The sequence below is a fragment of the Sphingomicrobium sediminis genome (assembly GCF_023805295.1).
GTDB lineage: Bacteria > Pseudomonadota > Alphaproteobacteria > Sphingomonadales > Sphingomonadaceae > Sphingomicrobium > Sphingomicrobium sediminis.
Genome location: NZ_JAMSHT010000001.1, coordinates 1093105 through 1113681, shown reverse-complemented (window position 1 = coordinate 1113681; position 20577 = coordinate 1093105). Strand labels below are relative to the sequence as shown.

Below are 20577 nucleotides of genomic sequence, written 5' to 3'. Positions count from 1 at the left end.
TAACCACAAAAGCGTCATTTTCTGCGCTTTCCCCCTTGCGGGGCCCCTCAAAGGGCGCTCTACTGTCCCTCTTAGTTTAACAGGGAGGGCCAAGTTAAAATGGCAGATAAACGTAAAGCTGGTGGTGGTCTTGCTCGTCCGGTGACGCCTTCGGCGGAACTGGCGAAGATTACGGGACCGAGCCCGCTTCCCCGCAGCGAAGTGGTTTCGAAGATGTGGGCTTACATCAAGTCCAACAATCTCCAGAATCCGCAGAATAAGCGGGAAATCATGGCCGACGACACGCTCCGTCCGATCTTCGGCGCGGACAAGGTGACCATGTTCGAAATGAACAAGCACCTGTCGAAGCACCTCTCGTAGGCCGCTTGGCATGCCCCCTGATGGGGGTCTGAATTAGGAAGGGTCGTCCGGCCAGGGGGTCGGGCGGCCCTTTTTTCATGGGAATTGGCGCCTGCGAGTCGGGTGCTGCGGCTAGCGGCAGGCGCTCCATCCGACCGCTTCCTCGCGCATGGCGAGGTGGAAATGGTCGGCATGGGCAGCATTATAGTCGGGCGACAAGGTGCTGGAGAAAAGCTCGCACGCCCCGTTGCGGACTTCGCGCAGGAAGGCTTGTTCGGCCTCGCTGCCGCCGTCCCAATCCGCAAGCAGGGTGAGGCGGCGCCCGTCGGCGAGCACGAAACCCGAAATGTCGAGCGCATCGGCCGTGGCATGGCGCGACCAGTTGCCCGATGTGCGGCCGTAGAGGCGGCGGCAATTATAGCTGCCGAGATGGGTGAAGGCGGTGACCTCTGTGCCGAGATGCGTGGCCGCGGCAGGGGCAACAACATCGCGCGCCCAAAGGTGCATCGCCGCAGCGATGGGACAGGCGGTGACGAGGTCGCCGGGCGAGGGTGCGATGGTGAGGGCGGCCATGGAAATGCCGTCGGCATAGCCGCAGGCGGGCTCGCTATTGGCGACCGGCGGGGCGAAGTTATTGGCGAGCGCGACTTCGTCAACCAGCGCGAGGCAGCGGAGCGGCTCGTTGCCGAGGCCCGCCAATTTGTCGCCGGTGAAGGGGCCGATCGGATCGGCGAGCGAAAGCTCGGTCCAGGGAAAGCGTTCAGGATGCTCGCGCGCCATGCGCTGATATTCGCTCCAGCCGTAGAAGCCGAGCGCGGCAATGATGCCGAGCAAGAGGAGACGACGGATCGTGCGCCCCGCCTTAATGCTCGCCACGAAACGCCTCTTCAGTGGGGACGGCGGTGACAGGATAGCCGGCATTTTCGGGGATGCAGATATGCTCGACGCCACCGCGATCCTCGATCCATGGCACGATCTTCTCGACCGTGCGGCCCGCCGTGTCAGTGAAGAGCGCTTCTATCGTGTCGAATGCGGCGAGGCGTTCGAGGTTGCGCATCGTCGGGAAGATGGCGTGGGCTTCGCCTGCAGCGATGCGGTCGAGCATGGCAGCGGCGGTGGTCCAGCTTGCCTCGGCAACCTCGCCTTCCTGCAGGCTCAATGGCGTGTCGTCTCCATCGGCGCGGGCGATCAGGAACCAGGTATCGAAGCGGCGCTTGAGGTCGAGATTGGGGGCCCAACGTGCAAAGGGCAGCAGCTTGTCGGGCTGGAGGGTGAGTTCATGCCGGTCGAGTTCGTCCTTCACCGACGCGCCGCCAAGGAAGGCCGATTGCAGCTCGCGGCGTTGCGCAGCCGTCGGGTGGGGCGACAAGGCCGCTGCGAGGCCGACTTCCTCGACAAGCTCGCGCAAGGCGGCGACCTGGTACGGCGCAGCGCCTTCGATGGTGTGATCATGATCGTCGATGCGTCCGCCGGGCCAGACCCAGGCGCCAGCGGCAAAGGCCATGCGGCGGGTGCGCCGGACCATCAGCATTTCGGGCGCGCCCCCTGCCTCGCGCAGCAGGATGATGGTGGCGGCAGGAAGGATAGGAGAGGGGGAAGCCATGAGCGCGTACCTTGGCAAAGGGCCTTGCAAAGAAAAAGGGCCGGAGGCTGGCCCCGACCCGTTTTTTAAATCAACCGATGATCGTTTGCCCCTTAGAGGCCGACGACATCCTCGGTTTCCGGATTGTCGATGACGACATCGCTTTCGTCGATCTGCGGGGGAGGCGGCGGGGCCGGCTCCTCCACGACCTCTTCCTCGGCCTCGTCAGCCGTTTCCTCAAGGGTCGCAGCATCTTCGTCGTAATTTTCATCGACGAGGGTCGCGTCTTCGGTTTCCGTGTCGACGACTTCCTCGTCGCCGCCCGAGCAGGCAGCGAGCATCAGCGCGCCACCGATCGACAGGGCCGCAGCCTTGGTCATGGTGAGTTTCATTGCTCAGTTTCCTGTTGCTGGCTGTCCAGGGCAGCCTGTTCGGCCTCGAGCTCGTCGAGTTTTTCCTGGAGCCGTTGAACTTCGGGATTGTCGCTGACCGGGTCAGCTTCGCTGGCGAGTTCGCTGGAGGCCTCAGCCTCCGATGTCTCGCCGCTGTCGCACGCCGTGAGGCCCGCGAAAAACAAGAGGGCGGCTGCCCGCGCTGCCAGGGTCATCAAATGGTGCATGATGAGCTTTCCCCGGACCGGCAGGCAACCGCCCGCCCGTCAATTACATGTCGCCTTCGGCAACTTCTTCAGCAATTTCGCCGGCTTCTTCGACGGCGTCAGCCTGCTCTTCGAGAGCTTCGGCTTCGGCTTCGTTGCCAGCAGCTTCGGCGCCTTCAGCAGCTTCTTCGAGGATTTCAGCGTCAGCTTCATACTCTTCGGCGACTTCGTCACCGGCGGCATCTTCGGCCGGGTTGCAAGCGGCCAGACCCAGAGCGGCGGCGCCGGCAACGGCAAAAACGATCTTCTTCATAACAAGTATTCCCCTAGACTTAAAAAACGTTCAGCCGGCAGCGTGGGCTTTGCGCACATCGCACCGACGAACCGCACCAACGGCGGTGCTGCTCCATTGGTTCCGTTCCCGGAGCAATATGTCAATCACTTGTCTCGCTGGCCGCCGATCCTTATCTAGGAAGGGCCGGGCAACCGGCTACGTCGGTAGAGTATCTTATGGAATAGGCGTTTCGGACCCGGGGGGCAGTACCCCGGCGCCTCCACCACCAGCCGCTGGAAAACACAGCGAAATCAAGCGGTTGATGATGGGGGCGAAATAGGATCGACGAGCGCAATAAAGATAAGGTTGCCGATCGGCATGAGACCACCGTGACGGCTCATTTTCACAAGTGCCAACGATAACGAGGCGCTCGCTATTGCTGCGTAACCGACACGGCTAACGCCTTAAGGTTACAATGAAATAAGCGCGGTCGGACCCCACCGGGCAACAGAAGGGGATTCCAGCGGTTTGGGGGGTACCGGGCAACAGAAACCCCCCACTTTTTCCAATTCGAACCGCTGGCCTTCTCTCTGTGGAAGGCCGAATCGCGTCAGCCCTGCGGCCCAGGCGGGGTCGAGCCCTGCGCCTTCAGCTCGGCGAGGATGTCCTTCAACAGGTCGGTCTCGCTCGGGCCGGCGGGTGCTTCTTCCTTGGCTTCCTCTTCGGCCTTGGCCTTTTCGATGACGCCCTTCACCCAGCGCACCATCAGGAAGACGATGAAGCCCAGGATGATGAAATTGATGATGGTGGTAAGGAATGCGCCCCAGCCGATCATTGCGACGCCAGCTTCTTTCAGCTCGGCATAGTTGGTGGTGCTGCCTTCATAGCCTTCGGGAATGTCGCCCAGCAGGATGAAGTAGTTGGAGAAATCGAGCCCGCCGAAAATGTAGCCGACGAGCGGCATGATGACGTCGTTGGTGAGCGCTGCGGTGATGAGCGCAAAAGCGCCGGCAATGATGACGGCCACGGCCAAGTCCATGACATTGCCCTTGGCGATGAAATCCTTGAACTCCTTGAACATCCTGATCCCCATATCCCTGTTGGTGGTACGCCTACCTTATGTCATCGGCCCGACATTGAAAGAGGGCATGAGGCGTCCTATCTTAGCAACACACAGGTTTTAGGGGATTAATCGATGACCAAGCTGCGCCGTTATGGCCTTCTCGTCCCGCTCGCCGCGCTGTCGCTGGCTGGATGCGGGATCAACAGCGTGCCGACTGCCGAAGAGGCGGTGAATGCCGAATTCGGCAATTTGCAGGCCGAATATCAGCGGCGCGCCGACCTCATCGAAAATCTTGTCGAAGTGGTGAAGGCCGGTGCGGCGAGCGAGGAGGAAATCCTCACGCAAGTAACCGAGGCCCGCGCCCGCGCGACCTCGACGCAGCTCAGCCCCGAACAGCTGGACGATCCGGCGGCGGTACAGGCCTTCACGCAGGCACAGGCCGAGCTCACGCAGGCGCGCAGCCTGCTCGGTACGGTGATCGTCGAGAAGTATCCGGAAATCCGCTCGCAGGATCTGTACACGCAGCTGCTCGACCAGATCGAGGGGACGGAGAATTCCATCCTCGTCGGGCGCCGCGACTATAATGCGGCGGTGCAGCGTTATAATACGACCATCCGGACTTTCCCCGACGCCATCGGCGCCAAGATCATCCATGGTGCGGAACCCAAGATCCCGTTCGAAGCCGCAGCCGGCGCGGAAGACGCGCCGTCGGTCGATTTCGACAGCTAGAGGTGTCGCAGAGCCTTTTTCGCCAGCCTGTGCTGCATGGCCTCGTCGCTTTCCTCGCGGCGTTGGCGATGCTGTTCGCGCTGCCCGCAGCTGCGCAGGACTTCCCCCAACCTGACGGCAGCTGGGTAGTCGACGAGGTCGGCCTGTTGAGCGAGACCGAACAGAATAGCCTTGAACTGCGCCTCGATGATTTCTCGCAGACCAGCGGCCGCCAGGTGGTGGTGGCAATCGTCGACAGCTTGGATGGGCTGGAGCCGTTCGACTATGGCTACCAGCTCGGCCGTCTCTGGGAAGTCGGTGATGCCGAGGCGGATGATGGGGTCGTCCTGCTCGTCGCGCCCAATGATCGCGAAGTGTGGATCGCCACCGGCTATGGCGCGCGGATCAACCTCACCGATGTCACTGCAGGCCTGATCGTGCGCGAGGACATTCTGCCGGCGTTTCGGGACGGCAATTATTATGCGGGCATCGATGCCGGGCTGACGCGCATTTTCGAGCGCATGTCCCTGAGCCCCGAAGAGGCGGCAGCGCGCGCCGAGGCCGAGGCAGTGCAACAGGAAGAAATCGTCGCCCAAGCAGGCCGCGCCGGCATGGGCGCGATGATCGGCTTCCTTATCATGATCTGGTTCATTCTCGCCTTTGCGCGGCGACGGATGGGCGTTGCCTATCGCGGCAAGGGCAAGAAGGGCCGTCGTCGGCGCAAACGGCGTCGGCGCGGCGGTTTCGATTCAGGAGACCTTGCAGTTTTGCTGTGGGGCATCGATGCTGCGGCGCGGATCGCCAGCGGTGGTCGCGGCGGTTTCGGCGGCGGCAGCAGCGGCGGATTTGGTGGTTTCGGCGGCGGGGGCGGCTTTGGCGGCTTCAGCGGCGGGGGCGGATCATTTGGCGGCGGCGGCGCCGGGGGGAGTTGGTAGATGTACGAGTTGACGGCCAAGGATCACGAACGGGTGAGCGCGGCCATTTCCAAGGCCGAGGAAGCATCGGACGGCGAGATCATCGCGGTCACGACCGATTTGTCGGATCGCTATCATGATGCGGGGCTGCAATGGGCGGCGCTTGGCGCCTTCGTGGTGCTTGGGCTGCTGACCTTCGTGCCGGGGCTGCTGGAAGGCATGTACGAGATGGTGACGGGCGGCTGGACCGCGCCGCGCCTTGGCGAGCTCATGACGCTCGTCCTGCTCATGACCTTGCTCGCCTTCGTGCTGATCTGGTTGGCGATGAAATATATGCCGCTGCGTCTCGCGCTCATTCCGGGTTCGACCAAGACGCGGCGCGTGCGTCGGCGTGCGGTCGATATCTACAAGGCGGGCGCGGAGCGGCGTACGATCGGGCGCACCGGCGTGCTCATCTATCTCTCGATGGGCGAGCATCGCGCCGAAATCGTCCACGATGAGGCGATCACCGAGCGGGTCGGCCACGAAATCTGGGGCGATGCGATGATCGCGCTGCTGGGGCCGGTCAAGGAAGGCCGCGTCGCCGACGGCATCGTCGCGGCGATCGAAGTGGTCGGCGAGGTGCTGGCCGAGCATTTTCCCAAGACCAGCGAAGACACGAACGAGATCCCCGACAAGCTGATCGAGCTATGAGCGCGGACATGAGCCCCAAGGGCGAAATCAAATATCAGGGCAAGTTCATCACCGCGGTAAAATCGGGGACGTGGGAGTTTGTTCGCCGCGCGCGCGGGATCCGCGCCGTGGTGATCGAGGCGATCGTCGATGACTGCCTGTTGATGGTCGAGCAGCATCGCATCCCCATCGGCAAGTCCTGCCTCGAACTGCCTGCCGGCCTGGTCGGCGATGACGAGGGCGGGGCCGACGATGACTTCGAGAAGGCGGCCTTTCGCGAGCTGGAAGAGGAAACGGGCTATCGCCCCGGGCGCATCGAAGTGATCGGGGAATTCTATTCCTCGCCGGGGCTGGTGGCCGAGAGCTTCACCGCAGTGCGGGCGCTCGATTGCGTGAAAGTAGGCGAGGGCGGCGGTGTCGAGGGCGAGAATATCATCGTCCACAAGATCCCGCTGGCCGACGTGCCCGATTTCGTCGCGCGGCGGCGCGCAGCGGGGGCGGCGGTCGATGTCCGGCTGATGGCCTACCTGTCGGGTCGTTAATCGAACCGTTCCTTGTGGGTTCAGGCGGTCGATGCCATGAAGGCGCCGATATGAACACCAATGGGAATTTTCGCATGAAAAAGACGATGTTGCTGGCCTGCGCGTCAGCGCTGACGCTGTCCGGATGCATGGGTGCGGGCTCGTATGATGCGGCGATCGCCGACGCGGCCGCGATGGCCACCGGTGCCGCCGACCGACAGGAGGCCGAGGCCGTGGCATACAACCCCGTTTTGCAGGAATGGACCGGTCCCTATGGCGGCGTGCCGCAGTGGCAGGATTATTCGGTCGAAATGTTCGACGAGGCCTTCGCCTTTGCGATCGACGAATATCTGGCCGAGATTGACAGCATCACGATGCAGCGCTCGATGCCGACCTTCGCCAACACGATCGACCGGTTGGAGCTGTCGGGCGAGACCTTGTCGCGCGTCCAGTCCATCTTCGGCATTTACACGAGCAATATCTCGACCCCCGAAGTGCGCGCCATCCAGGCCGAATGGAGCCCCAAATTGTCGGCCGCCTTCGACAAGGTGACGCTGAACGAGCAGCTCTTCTGGCGCATCAAGACGCTCTACGATGCGCGCGAGACGCTCGACCTTACCGACCAGCAGATGCGCGTCCTCGAGCGTCGCTATGAGAGCTATGTGCGCAACGGCGCGCTGCTCGATGCGGCGGGCAAGGAGCAGCTGTCGGCCTATAATGGCCGCCTTGCCGAACTGTTCAGCGAATTTTCCAGCCGCGTGCTGGCGGACGAGAATGTCTACACGCAGGCGACCGCAGCCCAGCTGGCGGGCGTGCCCGCCGACGTCGTCGGTGCCGCCAAGGCCGCTGCCGAAGCGCAGGGCATGGACGGCTATGCGATCAAGAATACCCGCTCGATGGTGCAGCCGGTCCTGTCCTACGGCACCGACCGCGCCTTCCGTGAGCAGGTGTGGAACGCCTTCGTCAATCGCGGCGACAATGGCGATGAGAATGACACCAATGCGATCATCGCCGAGATCGTGAAGGTCCGCGCGCTGCGCGCCGACCTGCTCGGTTATGAGAGCCATGCGCACTGGCGGATGCAGGACACGATGGCCGGCACCCCCGATCGCGCCATGGAGCTGATGATGAAGGTGTGGCCCGCCGCTGTCGCACGCGTCGGCGAGGAAGTCGACGACATGATGGTATTCGCCAGCGCCGACGGCGTCCGCGAGATCAAGCCGTGGGACTATCGCTTCTACCAGGAGCAGGTGCGCAAGGCGAAATATGACCTCAGCCAGGACGAGCTGAAGCCCTATTTCGAATTGAACAACATGGTCGACGGCATGATCTGGTCGGCCGAGCAGCTCTACGGCATCTCGATGACCGAAAATACGGGCGACGTGCCCGTTTATCATCCGGACATTCGCACCTTCGAGGTGACCAACAGCCGGACGGGCGAGAATATCGGCCTGTTCTACTTCGACACCTATGCGCGCGACGGCAAGCGCTCGGGCGCGTGGATGAACAGCTTCCGCATCGGCACGACGCTTGAAGGCAATGAGCCGGGCCTGTTCACCAACAACAACAATTTCGTGAAGCCCGCGCCGGGCGAGCCGGTGCTCATCAGCCTGGATGACGCACAGACGCTGTGGCACGAATTCGGCCATGCCATCCACTACATGCTGGTGGACGTCGACTATCCGAGCCTCACCGGCAACCAGCGCGACTTCGTGGAGTATCCGAGCCAGGTGAACGAGAATTGGCTGCTTAGCGAGCCGGTGCTCGAGCGCTTTGCCGTCCATTACGAGACGGGCGAGCGCATGCCGCAGGAATTGCTCGACAAGATTGCCGCCTCGTCGACTTTCAACGAAGGCTTTGCGACGGTGCAATATCTCTCGTCGGCCCTGGTCGACATGGCGTTGCACACCGATCCTGACGGCGATGTCGATGTCGATGCGTTCGAACGCTCGGCGCTTGCCAATATCGGGATGCCGGTCGAGACGGTGATGCGTCACCGCCTGCCGCACTTCAACCACCTGTTCAGCTCGGACGCTTATTCGGCCGGCTATTACAGCTATCTGTGGTCGGAGACGATGGATGCGGATACGTGGGAGGCCTTCGAGGCGACCGGCAACGTCTACGATCCGGCAATCGCCGCCGCGTTTGCGGAGAATATCCTCGCGACGGGCAATGCGACCGACCGCGCGGAGGCTTATCGCGCCTTCCGCGGCCGCGATCCGGACGTCGACGCACTGCTGCGTCGTCGCGGTTTCCCGACCGAGTAAATTCTAGAGCCGGGCGGCCTGGGCGTTGGCCCAGGCCAGCTCGGCCAGGGGTTCGAGCGCCTTTGCGGTTTCGACCGCATGGGCGCTCGATGCGTTTCCGCGGGCGACGCGGCCCTTGATGCCGTGCACGATCGCGGCCAGTCGGAACATGTTGTAGACGATGAGATAGTCGAGGTCGGCAACACCGTCGCGGCCGGTACGCTCGCAATAAGCGGCGACATAATCGGCTTCGCTGGGGATGCCGAGTTCGGCCAGATCGCGGCCCAACAGGCCGGTGAAACTACCCGCGCTCGGCATGCGATACATGAGCAGGTGATAGGCAAAGTCGGCGCCGGGATCGCCCAGCGTCGAGAGTTCCCAATCGAGCACGGCAAGTACTTCCGGCTTCTCCGCGTCGAAGATCATGTTGTCGCAGCGAAAATCGCCATGGATGACGCGAACGGGTTCGCCCGAGCGGTCGGGGGCATTGTCCTTGAGCCAGTCGACCAGCTTGTCCATCGCCTCGACGCGGCCTGCCTCGACATCATTCACATATTGCCCCGACCAGCGCGCGACCTGGCGAGCGATGAAATCCTCGCCCTTCCCATAGTCGCAGAGACCGATGGCGGCAGGATCGAAGCTGTGCAGCTGCGCGATCGTGGCGTTCATCGCATCGAAGTGCGCGGCGCGGTCGTCCGTGTCGGGGAAATGCGCTTCCCAGATGATCCGGCCCGGCACCATATCCATGACGAAGAAAGGCGTGCCGATGATCTCGGCATCTTCCTCGAGACCGTGGGTCCTCGGCGCCGGAAAGCCATTTAGGCCCAATTGCGTCATCACGCGATATTCGCGTTCGACCGCATGCGCGCCGGGCAGCAGGCGGCCGGGCGGCTTGCGGCGCAGCACATATTGGCCCGACTTGGCCGTGAGCTTGTAGGTCGGGTTGGACTGGCCACCCTTGAACTGTTCGACCTCGAGCGGGCCTTCGAAACCCTCGACATGCTTTTGCATCCACTGGGTGAGGCTATTCTCGTCGAACGCGAGACGGTCTGAAACGGGGCGCGTGCCCGTATTGGCGCTGGTCCTGTCCATGGCACGTCTTGTGACAGGCGCGGGAGCCAAGGCCAAGCCCCGTGCGTTGGCGCCCCATGCATACGATCCTACACTTTTCCGACGTCCATTTCGGCATCCATGAAGAGCATCTGGTCGCGGCGACCGAGCAATATCTTGCGGAAACCGAAAGCGATCTCGTCGCCATTGCCGGCGACCTCACCCAATGGGCCAAGGAGGAGGAGTTCGAAGCCGCACGCAACTGGCTCGACAAGATCGAGCAGCGCGGCCACCGCCTGATGGTCGTGCCGGGCAATCATGACGTGCCGAGCTTCAACCTCGTCAAACGCTTCATGAGCCCCAATGCGACCTATGAGAAGCATATGGGCGAGTGGGGCGAGGAGCTGAACCCTTGGCTCAACGAAGAGGGATTCGCGATCCTCGGCCTCAATTCGATGCGCGGGCTGGTGATCAAGAATGGCGAGATTTCGGACGAGCAGATCCAGCTGATGCGCGACAAGTTCGGCGAGGCGCAGGACGATGATCTTCGCATCCTGATGCTGCACCATCCGATGTGGAAATTGCCGCGCGGCGAGGAATTGTCCGACCCGATCCAGAACCAGGTCGCAGCAGTCAGCGCGACCGACGATGTCGGCATCGACCTCATCCTGTCGGGCCACAATCATACGTCGAGCGTGCATCGCACCGTCGACCTGCCCAAGGGGGACGGCTCGGCGCTGGTCATCCAGGCGGGCACGGCTTTTTCGACGCGGATCAAGATTGAGCCGCCCAGCTTCAACCATATCACCGCCGACCGGCATAATTGCGTCATCAAGGTGATCGGCTGGGACGGCGACAATTATGTCGAACGGCGCCAGCATCATTATGTGCGCGAGCATGACGAGGCGCATTGGCAGCCGACCAAGGGCAATACGATGGGGCTCGTCGCCGAGATGGCGCGCGCTGCCGAAGGGAAGGCTTGAGGTTCGGCGCGATGGCAGGCACAGCCAAGCCATGAGCGACCTACCCGAACATTTCGATCTGGATGAATATGTCCGCGCCGTGCTTGCCGAGGATCTGGGCGAGGGCGGCGACGTCACCTCTGCGTCGACCCTCGACGAGGATGCGCGCTTCACCGCGATCATGGACACGCGCGAGGATATCGTCGTCGCAGGCATGGAAGTTGCCGCAGCCTTTTTCCGTGGGCTGGACCCCGATGTCGTCATCGAACAATTGGTCGAGGACGGGGAGAGGGTCGAGGCGGGACGCGACCTGATGCACATCGAGGGCAAGGCGCGGGCGATGCTCAGCGCGGAACGCTCGGCGCTCAATACGATGCAGGTCCTGTGCGGGATTGCGACGATGGCGCGTCGTTTTGCCGACGAGATTTCGCATACCGAGGCGCAGGTGCTCGATACGCGCAAGACGATCCCGGGCCTGCGCGCACTGAGCAAATATGCCAGTGCCATGGGCGGGGCGACCAATCATCGCCTGCGCATGGATGATGGGCTGCTCATCAAGGACAATCATATCGCCGTGAATGGCGGCGACATTGCCGAGACGGTGCGCAGGGCCAAGGCGGCCGATCACGGGTTGGATGTGCAGGTCGAGGTCGACCGGCTGGACCAGATCGAACCGGCGCTGGAGGCCGGGGCCGACCGCCTGCTGCTCGACAATATGCCGCCGGACGTGCTGCGTGAGGCCATCGCCATCGTGAAGGGCAGGGTGCCGCTGGAAGCATCGGGCGGGGTCTCGCTGGAGACCATCCGCGCGATTGCCGAGACCGGCGTCGACTATATCTCGACCAGCAAGATCACGATGGGTGCGCCAGCGGTCGACATCGGGCTCGACTACGCCATCGCCGACTGAGGCGGCCACGGCAATTAAGGCGGGATTGTGGCGGGCGAGGATGCCCCCTATAGCCTGCTCTCGAATCTCAGGAGATTAGTGAACGTGTTCAAGGGTCTTTCGCCCATCCAGTATAATGGCAAGGAAGTCTGGCCGCTGATCGAAGGCGGCAAGGGCGTATCGGCAACCAACCATGCATCCTCGGGCGCCTGGGCGGCGGCCGGCGGCATCGGTACGGTCAGTGCGGTCAATGCCGACAGCTACGATCCCGACGGCCGGATCATCCCGCAGGTCTATGAAGAAATGACCCGTCGCGGCCGCCATGAAGAGCTGATCCAATACGCCGTCGATGGCGCCACGGCGCAGGTGACGCGCGCGCACGACCTTGCTGGCGGTAAGGGCGCGATCAACATCAACGTCCTATGGGAGATGGGCGGCGCCGAACGCGTCCTTCATGGAACGCTGGAGAATGTCGGTGAACTCGTCGACGGTGTGACCTGCGGTGCTGGCATGCCCTACCGGCTGAGCGAAATTGCTCGCCAATATGGCGTCAAATATCTTCCCATCGTGTCGTCGGGCCGTGCCTTCCGCGCGCTGTGGAAGCGGGCTTACTCGAAGTATCCCGAAGGACTTGGCGCGGTTGTTTACGAAGATCCGTGGCTTGCGGGCGGGCATAACGGCCTTTCGAACGCCGAGGACCCGAAGAAGCCGCAGGATCCGTACCCTCGCGTTGCAGAGCTTAGGAAGATGATGCGTGACAATGGCGCGCCCGAAGTGCCGATCGTGATGGCGGGCGGCGTCTGGCGCCTCGACGAGTGGAACAACTGGATCGACAACGAGGAATTGGGCCCAATCGCCTTCCAGTTCGGTACGCGCCCGCTGCTTACCCAGGAAAGCCCGATCCCGCCCGAGTGGAAGGCGCGGCTGATGACGCTGGAGGAGGGTGACGTCCTCCTGCACAAATTCTCGCCCACCGGTTTCTATTCAAGCGCGGTGCGCAATCCGTTCCTGCGCAATCTCGAAGCCCGCAGCGACCGCCAGATCGCCTTCACCAAGGAAGAGACTGGCGAGCATACCTTCGCGCTCGATGTCGGGGTGAAGGGGCGCAAGAATTACTACGTCACCAAGGCCGACCTCAATCGCGCGCGCGAATTCCATGGCGCGGGGTTCACCGAGGCGATGAAGACGCCCGAGGACACGCTCATCTTTGTGACGCCGGAAGAGTTTGCTGAGATCCGCAAGGACCAGGCCGACTGTATGGGCTGCCTCTCGCAGTGCAGTTTCTCCAGCTGGGCGGATAATGAGAAGAATACGACGGGCCGCCTAGCCGACCCGCGTAGCTTCTGCATCCAGAAGACGCTCCAGGACATCGCCCATGGCGGGCCGGTCGACGAGAATTTGATGTTTGCCGGCCATTCGGCATATCGTTTCAAGGATGATCCTTTTTATTCCAACGGCTTCGTGCCGACCGTGAAGCAGCTGGTCGACCGGATCCTGACGGGGGCGTAAATGCGCGTAGTTGCAGGCCTGCTTGCAGTCACTCTGGCCTCGACGGCCCTGGCGCAGGATGAGCGCGAGGTACCCTATTGGGCCTCGATCAGCTCGGGCCAGGTGAACATGCGCACGGGCCCGGGCGAGAAATATCCTGCCATCTGGTTTTTCCAGCGCCGCGACCTGCCGATCAAGGTGGTTCAGCGCTACGACAATTGGCGCAAGGTCGAAGATCCGGACGGGGTCCAGGGTTGGATGGCGGTCGCTTTTCTCGCCGATCGCCGGACCGGCATGGTCAACAGCTCGATCCCCGCCGCCATTCGCAGCGGTCCCGATGCCGACGATCCGGTACGCTATCGCGCGGAGCCCGGCGTGGTCGGTCGGCTGGAGGAGTGCAACGGCACGCGCTGCCTGATCCGCGTCGGCGAACGCGAGGGCTGGATCGACCAAGGTGACCTTTGGGGCGTCGATCCGGACGAAGTCTTCGACTGACCGCTTTTACCCCATGTTGAGCCACTTCTGCTAAAGGAGGGCGAATGGGGATCGAACGCCACATCCTGACGCCTATCCACGACGCTTTCATGGAGCGCCGCTCTGCGCTGTTCGTGCAGGGCGCGATCTTGATCGTGCCGGTGATTATCATGGCCTGGCTCGGCGCCAAGGACTGGAACGGCTTCTTTGCCCTGGCCGGCGTCTATTTCGTCGGCGCGCTGAAGCTGATGGCGCGTAACCGGGTCATCGGCATGGTCGCCACCAAGGCGGTGAAGAATGCGGTGGAGACGGACGAGCGCCTGGCCCCGCCGACGCTCGACCATGTCTATTATGACGATCCCGAGCGGCGCAGCGGTCGCTTCCTGCTCGACACTTTCGGGGCGGAGCTTGAGAAAGATGGGATGAATGTCTTCATCGGCCAGCGTCTCTGGGCAAATGCGGACAAAGCGCATTGGGAAGTGACGCCCGAACGGTCGATGTTTCGCATCGAAAGCAAGGATGCCGATGCGGGCGAGCGTTCGATGTTCAAATTGAAGCTGCTCGAATTCCTGCAGGCGCGTGGCGTGCTGACAAGCGGCGGCGGCGGGCGCATCAACTTCCATCCGACCAACTCGCAATGAAAAAGGCCCGGCGGAACACCGGGCCTTTTCCTTTTGATCGATGAGCTTCTTGTTAATCGGTGCTCAACGTGTCTTCGCGGCCGGGGCTACCCTGACCCGGCGAGGCGACGGCTTGTTCGCCATCGCCATCTGCAGTCGCGGTCTCGATGCTTTCGGCGCTGTCCTGGATACGAATGATCGTGCCAGTTTCATTGCCGTCAGAATCATAGCTGGTCCAGCTACCGTCATCGTTCACGCTGCCGTCGCCACCCGGGTAGCAGATCGGGCCGGCATCATCGTCGGCGGCATCGAAGCAGGGCCAGTCTTCATCATTGAAGCTGAACGTGCCGGTTTCGGTCTCATCACCCATGGTGCGCGAATAGGACCAGTCGCTGTTGATGGTGAGCGTACCGCGCTCATTGCCGTCCGGGTCGCGCATGGAATAGCTGCCGACGACGGTTTCGCCGTCAGGTGCCGTACGGTCGGCATCGCTGACTTCGGTCGTGTCTTCGGTAACCATTTCGTTCATGTCGGCATCGGTGGCATCATCGTTGGCGCCACAGGCAGCCAGCATCATGGTGCCGGCAAGAAGCATTACTTTTTTCATTTCATTCCCTCTTTGTAACAATAGTCGACCCCAGCGGGTCTTGTGCGTTCAACGGATGAAGAGGGGGGAAAAGTTCCGTTTTTCGGTTACGGTGTCGCAACGAAAATGGGGCGCCCCTTATGATAAAGGACGCCCCGATTTCTGCGGTTTTTAAGGTTTAGGCCGCTTCGAACGTCGAATAGGCCGTTTGCGGCTCCTCGGCATCGCTGGTCCAGGCGGTGCGCCCGTCCTCGCCGGTCTCTCCGGGGGTCCAGCAGGTCACGCCGCTATCTTCCTCGCCCTCGGCTTCGTCGCCATTGACGCACAGCGCGCCATCGACATTTTCCCAAGTGCCCGTGCCGGTCGATCCGTCGGCATCGTTCCAGACGTACGTGCCGTCGGCATTGTGGGTGGCCGTGCCGAATGCGCTGCCGTCTTCGGCAGTCATCGTATAGGTTCCGACCATGCCCGGACCTTCGGCCTCCATAGCGGCTTCTTCGACCGGTTCTTCGGCGGGTGCCGCCTCTTCCTCGGCGGCGGGCGAGCAGGCGGCCAGCGTTGCAGCGCCGGCCATCAGGATGAGTTTCTTCATGTCATTTCCCCTTGTTGCAAAGACGGGCTTCAGCCGCCCGGCATGCTGAGTTCGGTATATTCGACACGCGTCACGTCGAGGGAATCGCCGTTGCTGCCGACCGTGGTTTGCGTCTCGCCGACATTGTGCGGCTCGATCGTCCAGCAAATTTCGCCTTCGTCATTCATGGCGCTGGTGAAGCAGCCTTGCCCGTCGACCATCCGCATCGTGCCATGGTCGAGATGCGCGCCGTCGGTGCTGTCGGCGATGTAATTGCCATCGGCGTCGATCGTCTCGATGACTTCGTTCCCGTCTGGATCGGTAAAGGTCCAGGTGGTGCCGAGCAGCGAGGTATCGCCAGCAGCTTCCATCGAGGCGTCTTCGGTGACCTCTTCCGCCGGTGCCGCTTCGTCTTCGGCGGCGGGCGAGCAGGCCGCCATCATGGCAGCGCCGGCAAGCAGGATGAGTTTCTTCATGCGTGTTTCCCTTATCAATTGAGTCCAAATGAAAAGGCCCCGCCGAAGCGAGGCCTTATCAGGTGGCGGTGCTTACGCGGTACGACGGACCGTAATCGTGGTGCCGTCCTGGTCGGTCGATTGCCAGGAACCGTCTTCGGCGGCCTCGCTATTGGTCCAGCAGCGCGGTGCCTCGTCGCTGCCATCCTGGGCGAAGCAGGTCTGGCCTTCCTCATTCTCGGAAATGGTGCCGGAGACGGTCTCGCCATCTTCGCCGACCGCCGACCAGGTCATGTCTTCGCTGACGGTGGTGACGCTGGTGCTGCCATCGGGCCAGGTGACCTCGTAGGTGCCGGCCATGCTTTCTTCTTCCGCAGCGCCGTCATCGGCTTCCATCGCCATGTCTTCGGCGGGCGCCTCGTCGGCGGCGGAATCGGCATTGTTGCAGGCGGCGAGCGTCAGTGCGCCTGCGAGCAGAACGAGTTTCTTCATGATGTTTCCCCCTCGTTGGAAAGCGCGGGTTTACCATAACTATGTCGGCTAGGCGACTCTGGGGCGCAAAGAGTGGATTGCATCTCAACCACTCGTTCAATTTTTCGCGGTAAACCGGCTTTCATGTTGGAATGGTTTCAAGAGCGCTCCGCTGCGGCGGCCAAGAAATTCCTGCCTTACTGGGCGGTGATTTTCTTCGGCGGCCTGCTGATCGGAATCGTCAGTTTCGACGATACCGGCACCTTCTTCATTGCGGCCTTCGGTTGGGCAGGAGTGAGCTTCATGCTCGCCTTGCGGTTCGCCGGTGGCGATGCGCTGATGGAGTTTGTGCCGAGCGGCGACGATGTGATCAAGGATCGCGGCAAGGACGTGATCTTCTACGACGATGCGCAGCACCGCGATCCCGACGCCTTGCTCGCCAGCTTCGCGGAAAGACTGCGCCAGCAAGGGATGACAGTCGCCTATATGGGCACGCTCGAATTCCATGCCGGCGGCGCGAGCTTCACGGTGATCCCGATGTCGGGTCAGTTCGTGATCAATACCGTGGGGGCGAGCGACGATGTACGCGAGGGTCTCAAGGGACAGCTGATCGAAACGCTGCTGGAGCAGGGTGTCGCGGTCAATCGCAGCGGTAGCGCAGCCGGAATCGGCGCGCCGCTTGCCCCGCAACCAGCCGCAGCGCCGGCAGCGCCTCCCGTTGCCGCCGCAGCGCCGGTCCGTCCGACCTTCGGTCGCAAGGGGCTCTAGCGAATTTTTATTGCGGAGCTTCGACCCGCGCGATCGTATAGGGCAATCGCAGCAGGATCAGGTCCTCTCCGGCTTGATTTGTGGCCAGCTGCTCTTCACCCTCATTGACTGGGTCCGCCACCATTTTCCAGCAATCGCCATCCTGCTCTTCAAGCGCGCTGGTTAGGCAGATTTCGGTCGTTTCCGAATTCCAACTCCAACTACCGAAATCTTCAACTTCACCTGATCCCAACTGGTAGGCGCTGTCCTCGGTGAAGGTGGTCTGGATGCGGCTGCCATCGTTGGACGTCCATTCCCAACTCGTATTGGCATAGGGCGTGCCGGCGACGGACGACACCTCATCGCCGAGCGCGATATCGCTCTCTTCGACATCGTCGGACGTCACGGGTTCTTCGGACGCGCAGGCAGCAAGCGCCAGCGCAGCGGTGGCAAGAATGAACTTCTTCATGGGAATTTCCCCTCTATTTTAGGGGAAGAACGCTCTGTACGGCGACAGGCTCCAGCACTGTCCCATCATGAAACGGGGCGGCCTGGAGGAGGGTGAGCCCCATCCAGACTGCCATGCCGACCATCATGAGGTTTTCAGTAAGGCTGATGAAGCCTAGCGGGACATTGTTATTGCCGCCGACACAGGCGCATTTGAGATCGCGCTTCTGGACATAGACCGCATAGAAGACGCTGATTGCACCGATCGTCCCGATGAACAAGGCGATGGGGACGGCGATCTCGAGGAATACCTTGCCGAGCATCAGCACGCCCGCCGTCGCCTCAAGAAAGGGATAGAGGCTGGCATAGGGCACCCAGCGCTTGGCGAGCAGGTCGTAGCCCAGGAACATGGTCGCGAAGCTGCGCACATCCTGCAGTTTGAGGAGCGCGAGCATGCACATGGCGATGGGCACGAAGTCCATCGTCCACGTCTGGAAAAATGACCCCGGAATGTTGCGCAGCACGTCGAGGTTCATCGCGAGCGCCATGAAGGCCGCGAGACCGAATAGCATCGCGACCGGCCGATAGGTTTTCTTGTCCGGGTCGGGATTCTTGAGGCCGAAATGTGTCCGCAGGTCGGTATAACCGCCAATCCGCTCCTCGCCGATGAAGATTTGCGGCGTGGTCTTCACGCCCAGCTCGGCCTTCAGTGCCTCGGTTTCTTCGGCGGTGCGCAGCGGATGGTCCTCGACCTTGTAACCGCGCGAGCGAAGGAGATGCAGCGCCTGCAAGCCAAAGGGGCAGACATGCTTCTCCTTCACCATGCGGTAGATCCGCGCTGTCTTGGTAGCGCGGCCCAGCATTTACGCCATCTCCACCGCGATGGCCGTGGCTTCGCCGCCGCCGATGCAGAGGCTCGCGACGCCCTTCTTGAGGCCGCGCTTCTTCATCGCGTTCAAGAGCGTGACGAGGATGCGGGTGCCGCTGGCGCCGATCGGGTGACCGAGCGCAGTGCCGCCGCCATTCACGTTGATCTTGTCGTGCGGGATGCCGAGATCCTTCATCGCGAACATGGCGACGCAGGCGAAGGCCTCGTTGACTTCCCACAGTTCGACATCGTCGACGTTCCAGCCGGCCTTATCGAGCACTTTCTCGATGGCGCCGATGGGGGCGATGGTGAACTCGCTCGGCTCCTGCGCATGGGCAGCTGTCGCCACGATATGCGCAACCGGGGTCTGGCCGGCGGCCTCGGCGGCGTCCTTGGACGTCACGACAATCGCGGCGGCACCGTCCGAGATGGACGAGCTGGTCGCCGCGGTGATAGTGCCGTCCTTGGCGAAGGCGGGGCGCAGCTGCGGGATCTTGGAGGGATTACCGCGGCCGGGGGCTTCGTCCGTGTCGACCACGACATCGCCTTTGCGGGTCGAGATGGTGACGGGAACGACTTCGCCCTCAAAGCGGCCTTCGGCGATGGCGGCATTGGCGCGCGCCAGGCTCTCGATCGAATAATCGTCCATCTGCTCGCGGGTCAGCTGGTAGTCGTTGGCGGTTTCCTGCGCGAAGCTGCCCATGGCGCGGCCTTCTTCGTAGGCATCTTCGAGGCCGTCGAGGAACATGTGGTCATAGGCCGTGTCATGCCCGATGCGCGCGCCGGAACGGTGCTTCTTGAGGAGGTAGGGGGCGTTGGTCATCGACTCCATGCCGCCCGCGATGATCGTGGTGGCGTTGCCGGCGCGGATCGCTTCGTCAGCCTGGATGACCGTCTGCATGCCCGAGCCGCACACCTTGTTGACCGTGGTCGCTTGGACCGATTTGGGCAGGCCGGCCTTGAGCGCCGCCTGGCGAGCCGGGGCCTGGCCGAGGCCGGCGGGCAGCACGCAGCCCATGTAGATACGGTCGATATTGGCGCCGTCGACACCGGCGCGCTCGACCGCTGCCTTGACGGCGGTGGCACCAAGATCGGTCGCGGAGGCGTCCGAGAGCGCTCCCTGCATCGAGCCCATCGGTGTACGGGCATAGGAAAGAATTACAGTCTGGCTCATCGGGTCCTCCGGGAGTATGTTGTTTGGCAAGCGACATAGTGACTGGAGGGGCGGCTATCAATCTCCGGTTCAGGTCGGATGACCAAGCTATGCGGCGAAACGGCTAAAGGCTCGGATTTTCGGGCGGGCTCGTTTCACGAAAAGGGGAGAAGTGGGATGTCGATGCTGATTGCGGCAACACTGGCAATAGCGAGCCCGTTCGCGCTGACGTCGGTCGCGCTGGTCGGGGACGAAGTGAAGTCCAGCCAGGATCGACGCGCCGCAGCCGACCCCGATGATGACGATGAGGCCCGCGAACGCGAAAAGGCAGCCAAGAACAAGGCCCGCCGCAGCGACCGCGAGGATAATCGCACCCGGGATTGCCGCCGCGACCCGATGAGCGGGCGCTGCAATCTCTATTCCTCGCCTTTGATGGCGGGCTGACCCTTGAAGCGTTCGATCGCCGCGCTGGCCATCGGCGCAACCGCCTTTGCCGTTGCCGCCGCCAATGCGCATCCCGAACATGCCGACAGACTTGCAAATGCGCAGGTCCTCGACCCGCATACGCCCAAGGAAGACGTGACCGCGCTTATGAAGCATTTCACCCAGGCGCTGGGCGTCCGGTGCAGCTATTGTCATGTCGGCGAGGAGGGCGCGCCGCTGTCGACCTACGATTTCGCCAGCGATGCCAAGGCGGAGAAGCGCCGCGCGCGCGAGATGATGCGCCTCACCATGATGATCAACGAGAGCGACATGCTGCCGGGTGAACCCTTTGCCAGCCATACGGCGATGGATCGCAACCGCGTTAATTGCATCACCTGCCATCAGGGCAATACGCGCCCCGCGACGACGCTGCCCGAGGACGCGCCTGACGCCTTGTAA

The 20577-nt window shown here is 62.4% G+C and carries 28 protein-coding genes and 1 other RNA gene; 16 read left to right on the top strand and 13 right to left on the bottom strand.

From position 1 onward, the window contains the following. Positions 1-99 precede the first annotated feature (99 nt). On the top strand, positions 100-360 hold the full coding sequence (locus tag NDO55_RS05725; protein ID WP_252113278.1) for an SWIB/MDM2 domain-containing protein: 261 nt from the start codon (positions 100-102) through the stop codon (positions 358-360). Positions 361-471: 111 nt separating this feature from the next. Here the strand turns inward: NDO55_RS05725 and NDO55_RS05720 are convergent, their stop codons facing one another. The 4 genes from NDO55_RS05720 to NDO55_RS05705 form a co-directional block, all read right to left on the bottom strand. After that, positions 472-1215 (bottom strand): extensin-like domain-containing protein, encoded by a 744-nt coding sequence (locus tag NDO55_RS05720; protein ID WP_252113276.1) that lies wholly within the window; start codon positions 1213-1215, stop codon positions 472-474. Next, complete coding sequence (locus NDO55_RS05715; protein WP_252113274.1) at positions 1202-1942, bottom strand: NUDIX hydrolase; 741 nt, start codon at positions 1940-1942, stop codon at positions 1202-1204. The genes NDO55_RS05720 and NDO55_RS05715 overlap by 14 nt, the downstream gene beginning before the upstream one ends. Before the next feature lie 92 nt (positions 1943-2034). After that, entirely contained in the window at positions 2035-2313 is a 279-nt protein-coding gene (locus NDO55_RS05710; protein ID WP_252113272.1) for a hypothetical protein, read from the bottom strand. Further along, the gene (locus tag NDO55_RS05705) at positions 2310-2540 is read right to left on the bottom strand and encodes a hypothetical protein (protein ID WP_252113270.1); all 231 of its coding nucleotides are present in this window, start codon (positions 2538-2540) and stop codon (positions 2310-2312) included. The genes NDO55_RS05710 and NDO55_RS05705 overlap by 4 nt, the downstream gene beginning before the upstream one ends. Here NDO55_RS05705 and NDO55_RS05700 point away from each other — a divergent pair. Both NDO55_RS05700 and ssrA read left to right on the top strand, forming a co-directional pair. Then, on the top strand, positions 2539-2991 hold the full coding sequence (locus NDO55_RS05700) for a hypothetical protein (protein ID WP_252113268.1): 453 nt from the start codon (positions 2539-2541) through the stop codon (positions 2989-2991). The two genes, NDO55_RS05705 and NDO55_RS05700, sit on opposite strands and share 2 nt — an antisense overlap. Next, positions 2958-3315: a transfer-messenger RNA gene (gene ssrA / locus NDO55_RS05695) on the top strand. Before NDO55_RS05700 ends, ssrA begins: the two co-directional genes overlap by 34 nt. Before the next feature lie 88 nt (positions 3316-3403). On the opposite strand, the gene mscL is transcribed toward ssrA, so the two are convergent. After that, positions 3404-3874, bottom strand: a complete 471-nt coding sequence (mscL, locus tag NDO55_RS05690; RefSeq protein WP_252113266.1) for a large conductance mechanosensitive channel protein MscL — start codon at positions 3872-3874, stop codon at positions 3404-3406. A gap of 114 nt (positions 3875-3988) precedes the next feature. Between mscL and NDO55_RS05685 the strand changes: the two genes are divergently transcribed. The 5 genes from NDO55_RS05685 (at position 3989) to NDO55_RS05665 (ending at position 8938) form a co-directional block, all read left to right on the top strand. Next, on the top strand, positions 3989-4585 hold the full coding sequence (locus NDO55_RS05685) for a LemA family protein (RefSeq protein WP_252113265.1): 597 nt from the start codon (positions 3989-3991) through the stop codon (positions 4583-4585). Between the two features lie 2 nt (positions 4586-4587). Then, positions 4588-5499: a TPM domain-containing protein gene (locus tag NDO55_RS05680; protein WP_252113263.1), complete on the top strand. Its 912-nt coding sequence runs from the start codon at positions 4588-4590 to the stop codon at positions 5497-5499. Next, positions 5500-6171: a TPM domain-containing protein gene (locus NDO55_RS05675; protein ID WP_252113260.1), complete on the top strand. Its 672-nt coding sequence runs from the start codon at positions 5500-5502 to the stop codon at positions 6169-6171. Further along, positions 6168-6692: an NUDIX hydrolase gene (locus tag NDO55_RS05670; RefSeq protein ID WP_252113258.1), complete on the top strand. Its 525-nt coding sequence runs from the start codon at positions 6168-6170 to the stop codon at positions 6690-6692. The genes NDO55_RS05675 and NDO55_RS05670 overlap by 4 nt, the downstream gene beginning before the upstream one ends. A gap of 74 nt (positions 6693-6766) precedes the next feature. After that, entirely contained in the window at positions 6767-8938 is a 2172-nt protein-coding gene (locus tag NDO55_RS05665) for a M3 family metallopeptidase (RefSeq protein WP_252113257.1), read from the top strand. Positions 8939-8941: 3 nt separating this feature from the next. On the opposite strand, the gene NDO55_RS05660 is transcribed toward NDO55_RS05665, so the two are convergent. Beyond that, positions 8942-10009 (bottom strand): phosphotransferase family protein, encoded by a 1068-nt coding sequence (locus tag NDO55_RS05660; protein ID WP_252113254.1) that lies wholly within the window; start codon positions 10007-10009, stop codon positions 8942-8944. Positions 10010-10065: 56 nt separating this feature from the next. Between NDO55_RS05660 and NDO55_RS05655 the strand changes: the two genes are divergently transcribed. The 5 genes from NDO55_RS05655 to NDO55_RS05635 all read left to right on the top strand — a co-directional run bounded on the left by NDO55_RS05655 (position 10066) and on the right by NDO55_RS05635 (position 14418). Next, complete coding sequence (locus tag NDO55_RS05655; protein ID WP_252113252.1) at positions 10066-10950, top strand: metallophosphoesterase family protein; 885 nt, start codon at positions 10066-10068, stop codon at positions 10948-10950. Positions 10951-10981: 31 nt separating this feature from the next. After that, positions 10982-11836: a carboxylating nicotinate-nucleotide diphosphorylase gene (gene nadC, locus NDO55_RS05650; RefSeq protein ID WP_252113250.1), complete on the top strand. Its 855-nt coding sequence runs from the start codon at positions 10982-10984 to the stop codon at positions 11834-11836. An 84-nt stretch (positions 11837-11920) separates the two neighbouring features. After that, positions 11921-13324 carry an NAD(P)H-dependent flavin oxidoreductase gene (locus NDO55_RS05645; RefSeq protein ID WP_252113248.1) on the top strand — a complete coding sequence of 468 codons (1404 nt, stop codon included), beginning with the start codon at positions 11921-11923 and terminating at the stop codon, positions 13322-13324. Continuing rightward, a complete protein-coding gene (locus tag NDO55_RS05640) occupies positions 13325-13798 on the top strand; it encodes an SH3 domain-containing protein (protein ID WP_252113247.1) in 474 nt (157 codons plus the stop codon). Between the two features lie 44 nt (positions 13799-13842). After that, positions 13843-14418, top strand: coding sequence for a hypothetical protein (locus tag NDO55_RS05635; protein ID WP_252113246.1), 576 nt, complete (start codon positions 13843-13845; stop codon positions 14416-14418). 52 nt (positions 14419-14470) lie between these two features. On the opposite strand, the gene NDO55_RS05630 is transcribed toward NDO55_RS05635, so the two are convergent. The 4 genes from NDO55_RS05630 to NDO55_RS05615 all read right to left on the bottom strand — a co-directional run bounded on the left by NDO55_RS05630 (position 14471) and on the right by NDO55_RS05615 (position 16501). Next, complete coding sequence (locus tag NDO55_RS05630) at positions 14471-15004, bottom strand: hypothetical protein (RefSeq protein ID WP_252113245.1); 534 nt, start codon at positions 15002-15004, stop codon at positions 14471-14473. Positions 15005-15161: 157 nt separating this feature from the next. Then, positions 15162-15575: a hypothetical protein gene (locus NDO55_RS05625; RefSeq protein WP_252113244.1), complete on the bottom strand. Its 414-nt coding sequence runs from the start codon at positions 15573-15575 to the stop codon at positions 15162-15164. A 29-nt stretch (positions 15576-15604) separates the two neighbouring features. Beyond that, positions 15605-16030 (bottom strand): hypothetical protein, encoded by a 426-nt coding sequence (locus NDO55_RS05620; RefSeq protein ID WP_252113243.1) that lies wholly within the window; start codon positions 16028-16030, stop codon positions 15605-15607. A 72-nt stretch (positions 16031-16102) separates the two neighbouring features. After that, entirely contained in the window at positions 16103-16501 is a 399-nt protein-coding gene (locus NDO55_RS05615) for a hypothetical protein (RefSeq protein WP_252113242.1), read from the bottom strand. 123 nt (positions 16502-16624) lie between these two features. On the opposite strand from NDO55_RS05615, the gene NDO55_RS05610 reads away from it, so the two are divergent. After that, positions 16625-17248 (top strand): hypothetical protein, encoded by a 624-nt coding sequence (locus tag NDO55_RS05610; protein WP_252113241.1) that lies wholly within the window; start codon positions 16625-16627, stop codon positions 17246-17248. A gap of 7 nt (positions 17249-17255) precedes the next feature. Here NDO55_RS05610 and NDO55_RS05605 read toward each other — a convergent pair whose 3' ends face one another. From NDO55_RS05605 to NDO55_RS05595, 3 genes are read right to left on the bottom strand one after another with little or no spacing between them, the layout of a single operon-like run. After that, the gene (locus NDO55_RS05605; RefSeq protein WP_252113240.1) at positions 17256-17696 is read right to left on the bottom strand and encodes a hypothetical protein; all 441 of its coding nucleotides are present in this window, start codon (positions 17694-17696) and stop codon (positions 17256-17258) included. A gap of 13 nt (positions 17697-17709) precedes the next feature. Further along, positions 17710-18537, bottom strand: coding sequence for a glutaredoxin (locus NDO55_RS05600; RefSeq protein ID WP_252113239.1), 828 nt, complete (start codon positions 18535-18537; stop codon positions 17710-17712). After that, the gene (locus NDO55_RS05595; protein ID WP_252113238.1) at positions 18538-19716 is read right to left on the bottom strand and encodes a thiolase family protein; all 1179 of its coding nucleotides are present in this window, start codon (positions 19714-19716) and stop codon (positions 18538-18540) included. A 156-nt stretch (positions 19717-19872) separates the two neighbouring features. Between NDO55_RS05595 and NDO55_RS05590 the strand changes: the two genes are divergently transcribed. Together NDO55_RS05590 and NDO55_RS05585 are read left to right on the top strand one after the other, a co-directional pair. Beyond that, positions 19873-20139 (top strand): hypothetical protein, encoded by a 267-nt coding sequence (locus NDO55_RS05590; protein ID WP_252113237.1) that lies wholly within the window; start codon positions 19873-19875, stop codon positions 20137-20139. Between the two features lie 3 nt (positions 20140-20142). Beyond that, on the top strand, positions 20143-20577 hold the full coding sequence (locus NDO55_RS05585) for a c-type cytochrome (protein WP_252113236.1): 435 nt from the start codon (positions 20143-20145) through the stop codon (positions 20575-20577).

Bases quoted from the DNA above. Each gene is read 5' to 3' on its own strand.
- NDO55_RS05725 (WP_252113278.1), top strand. From the start codon at position 100: ATGGCAGATAAACGTAAAGCTGGTGGTGGTCTTGCTCGTCCGGTGACG.
- NDO55_RS05715 (WP_252113274.1), bottom strand. From the start codon at position 1,942: ATGGCTTCCCCCTCTCCTATCCTTCCTGCCGCCACCATCATCCTGCTG.
- NDO55_RS05710 (WP_252113272.1), bottom strand. From the start codon at position 2,313: ATGAAACTCACCATGACCAAGGCTGCGGCCCTGTCGATCGGTGGCGCG.
- NDO55_RS05700 (WP_252113268.1), top strand. From the start codon at position 2,539: ATGATGAGCTTTCCCCGGACCGGCAGGCAACCGCCCGCCCGTCAATTA.
- NDO55_RS05705 (WP_252113270.1), bottom strand. From the start codon at position 2,540: ATGCACCATTTGATGACCCTGGCAGCGCGGGCAGCCGCCCTCTTGTTT.
- mscL (WP_252113266.1), bottom strand. From the start codon at position 3,874: ATGTTCAAGGAGTTCAAGGATTTCATCGCCAAGGGCAATGTCATGGAC.
- NDO55_RS05685 (WP_252113265.1), top strand. From the start codon at position 3,989: ATGACCAAGCTGCGCCGTTATGGCCTTCTCGTCCCGCTCGCCGCGCTG.
- NDO55_RS05675 (WP_252113260.1), top strand. From the start codon at position 5,500: ATGTACGAGTTGACGGCCAAGGATCACGAACGGGTGAGCGCGGCCATT.
- NDO55_RS05670 (WP_252113258.1), top strand. From the start codon at position 6,168: ATGAGCGCGGACATGAGCCCCAAGGGCGAAATCAAATATCAGGGCAAG.
- NDO55_RS05665 (WP_252113257.1), top strand. From the start codon at position 6,767: ATGAAAAAGACGATGTTGCTGGCCTGCGCGTCAGCGCTGACGCTGTCC.
- NDO55_RS05660 (WP_252113254.1), bottom strand. From the start codon at position 10,009: ATGGACAGGACCAGCGCCAATACGGGCACGCGCCCCGTTTCAGACCGT.
- NDO55_RS05655 (WP_252113252.1), top strand. From the start codon at position 10,066: ATGCATACGATCCTACACTTTTCCGACGTCCATTTCGGCATCCATGAA.
- nadC (WP_252113250.1), top strand. From the start codon at position 10,982: ATGAGCGACCTACCCGAACATTTCGATCTGGATGAATATGTCCGCGCC.
- NDO55_RS05640 (WP_252113247.1), top strand. From the start codon at position 13,325: ATGCGCGTAGTTGCAGGCCTGCTTGCAGTCACTCTGGCCTCGACGGCC.
- NDO55_RS05635 (WP_252113246.1), top strand. From the start codon at position 13,843: ATGGGGATCGAACGCCACATCCTGACGCCTATCCACGACGCTTTCATG.
- NDO55_RS05630 (WP_252113245.1), bottom strand. From the start codon at position 15,004: ATGAAAAAAGTAATGCTTCTTGCCGGCACCATGATGCTGGCTGCCTGT.
- NDO55_RS05625 (WP_252113244.1), bottom strand. From the start codon at position 15,575: ATGAAGAAACTCATCCTGATGGCCGGCGCTGCAACGCTGGCCGCCTGC.
- NDO55_RS05620 (WP_252113243.1), bottom strand. From the start codon at position 16,030: ATGAAGAAACTCATCCTGCTTGCCGGCGCTGCCATGATGGCGGCCTGC.
- NDO55_RS05615 (WP_252113242.1), bottom strand. From the start codon at position 16,501: ATGAAGAAACTCGTTCTGCTCGCAGGCGCACTGACGCTCGCCGCCTGC.
- NDO55_RS05610 (WP_252113241.1), top strand. From the start codon at position 16,625: ATGTTGGAATGGTTTCAAGAGCGCTCCGCTGCGGCGGCCAAGAAATTC.
- NDO55_RS05605 (WP_252113240.1), bottom strand. From the start codon at position 17,696: ATGAAGAAGTTCATTCTTGCCACCGCTGCGCTGGCGCTTGCTGCCTGC.
- NDO55_RS05600 (WP_252113239.1), bottom strand. From the start codon at position 18,537: ATGCTGGGCCGCGCTACCAAGACAGCGCGGATCTACCGCATGGTGAAG.
- NDO55_RS05595 (WP_252113238.1), bottom strand. From the start codon at position 19,716: ATGAGCCAGACTGTAATTCTTTCCTATGCCCGTACACCGATGGGCTCG.
- NDO55_RS05590 (WP_252113237.1), top strand. From the start codon at position 19,873: ATGTCGATGCTGATTGCGGCAACACTGGCAATAGCGAGCCCGTTCGCG.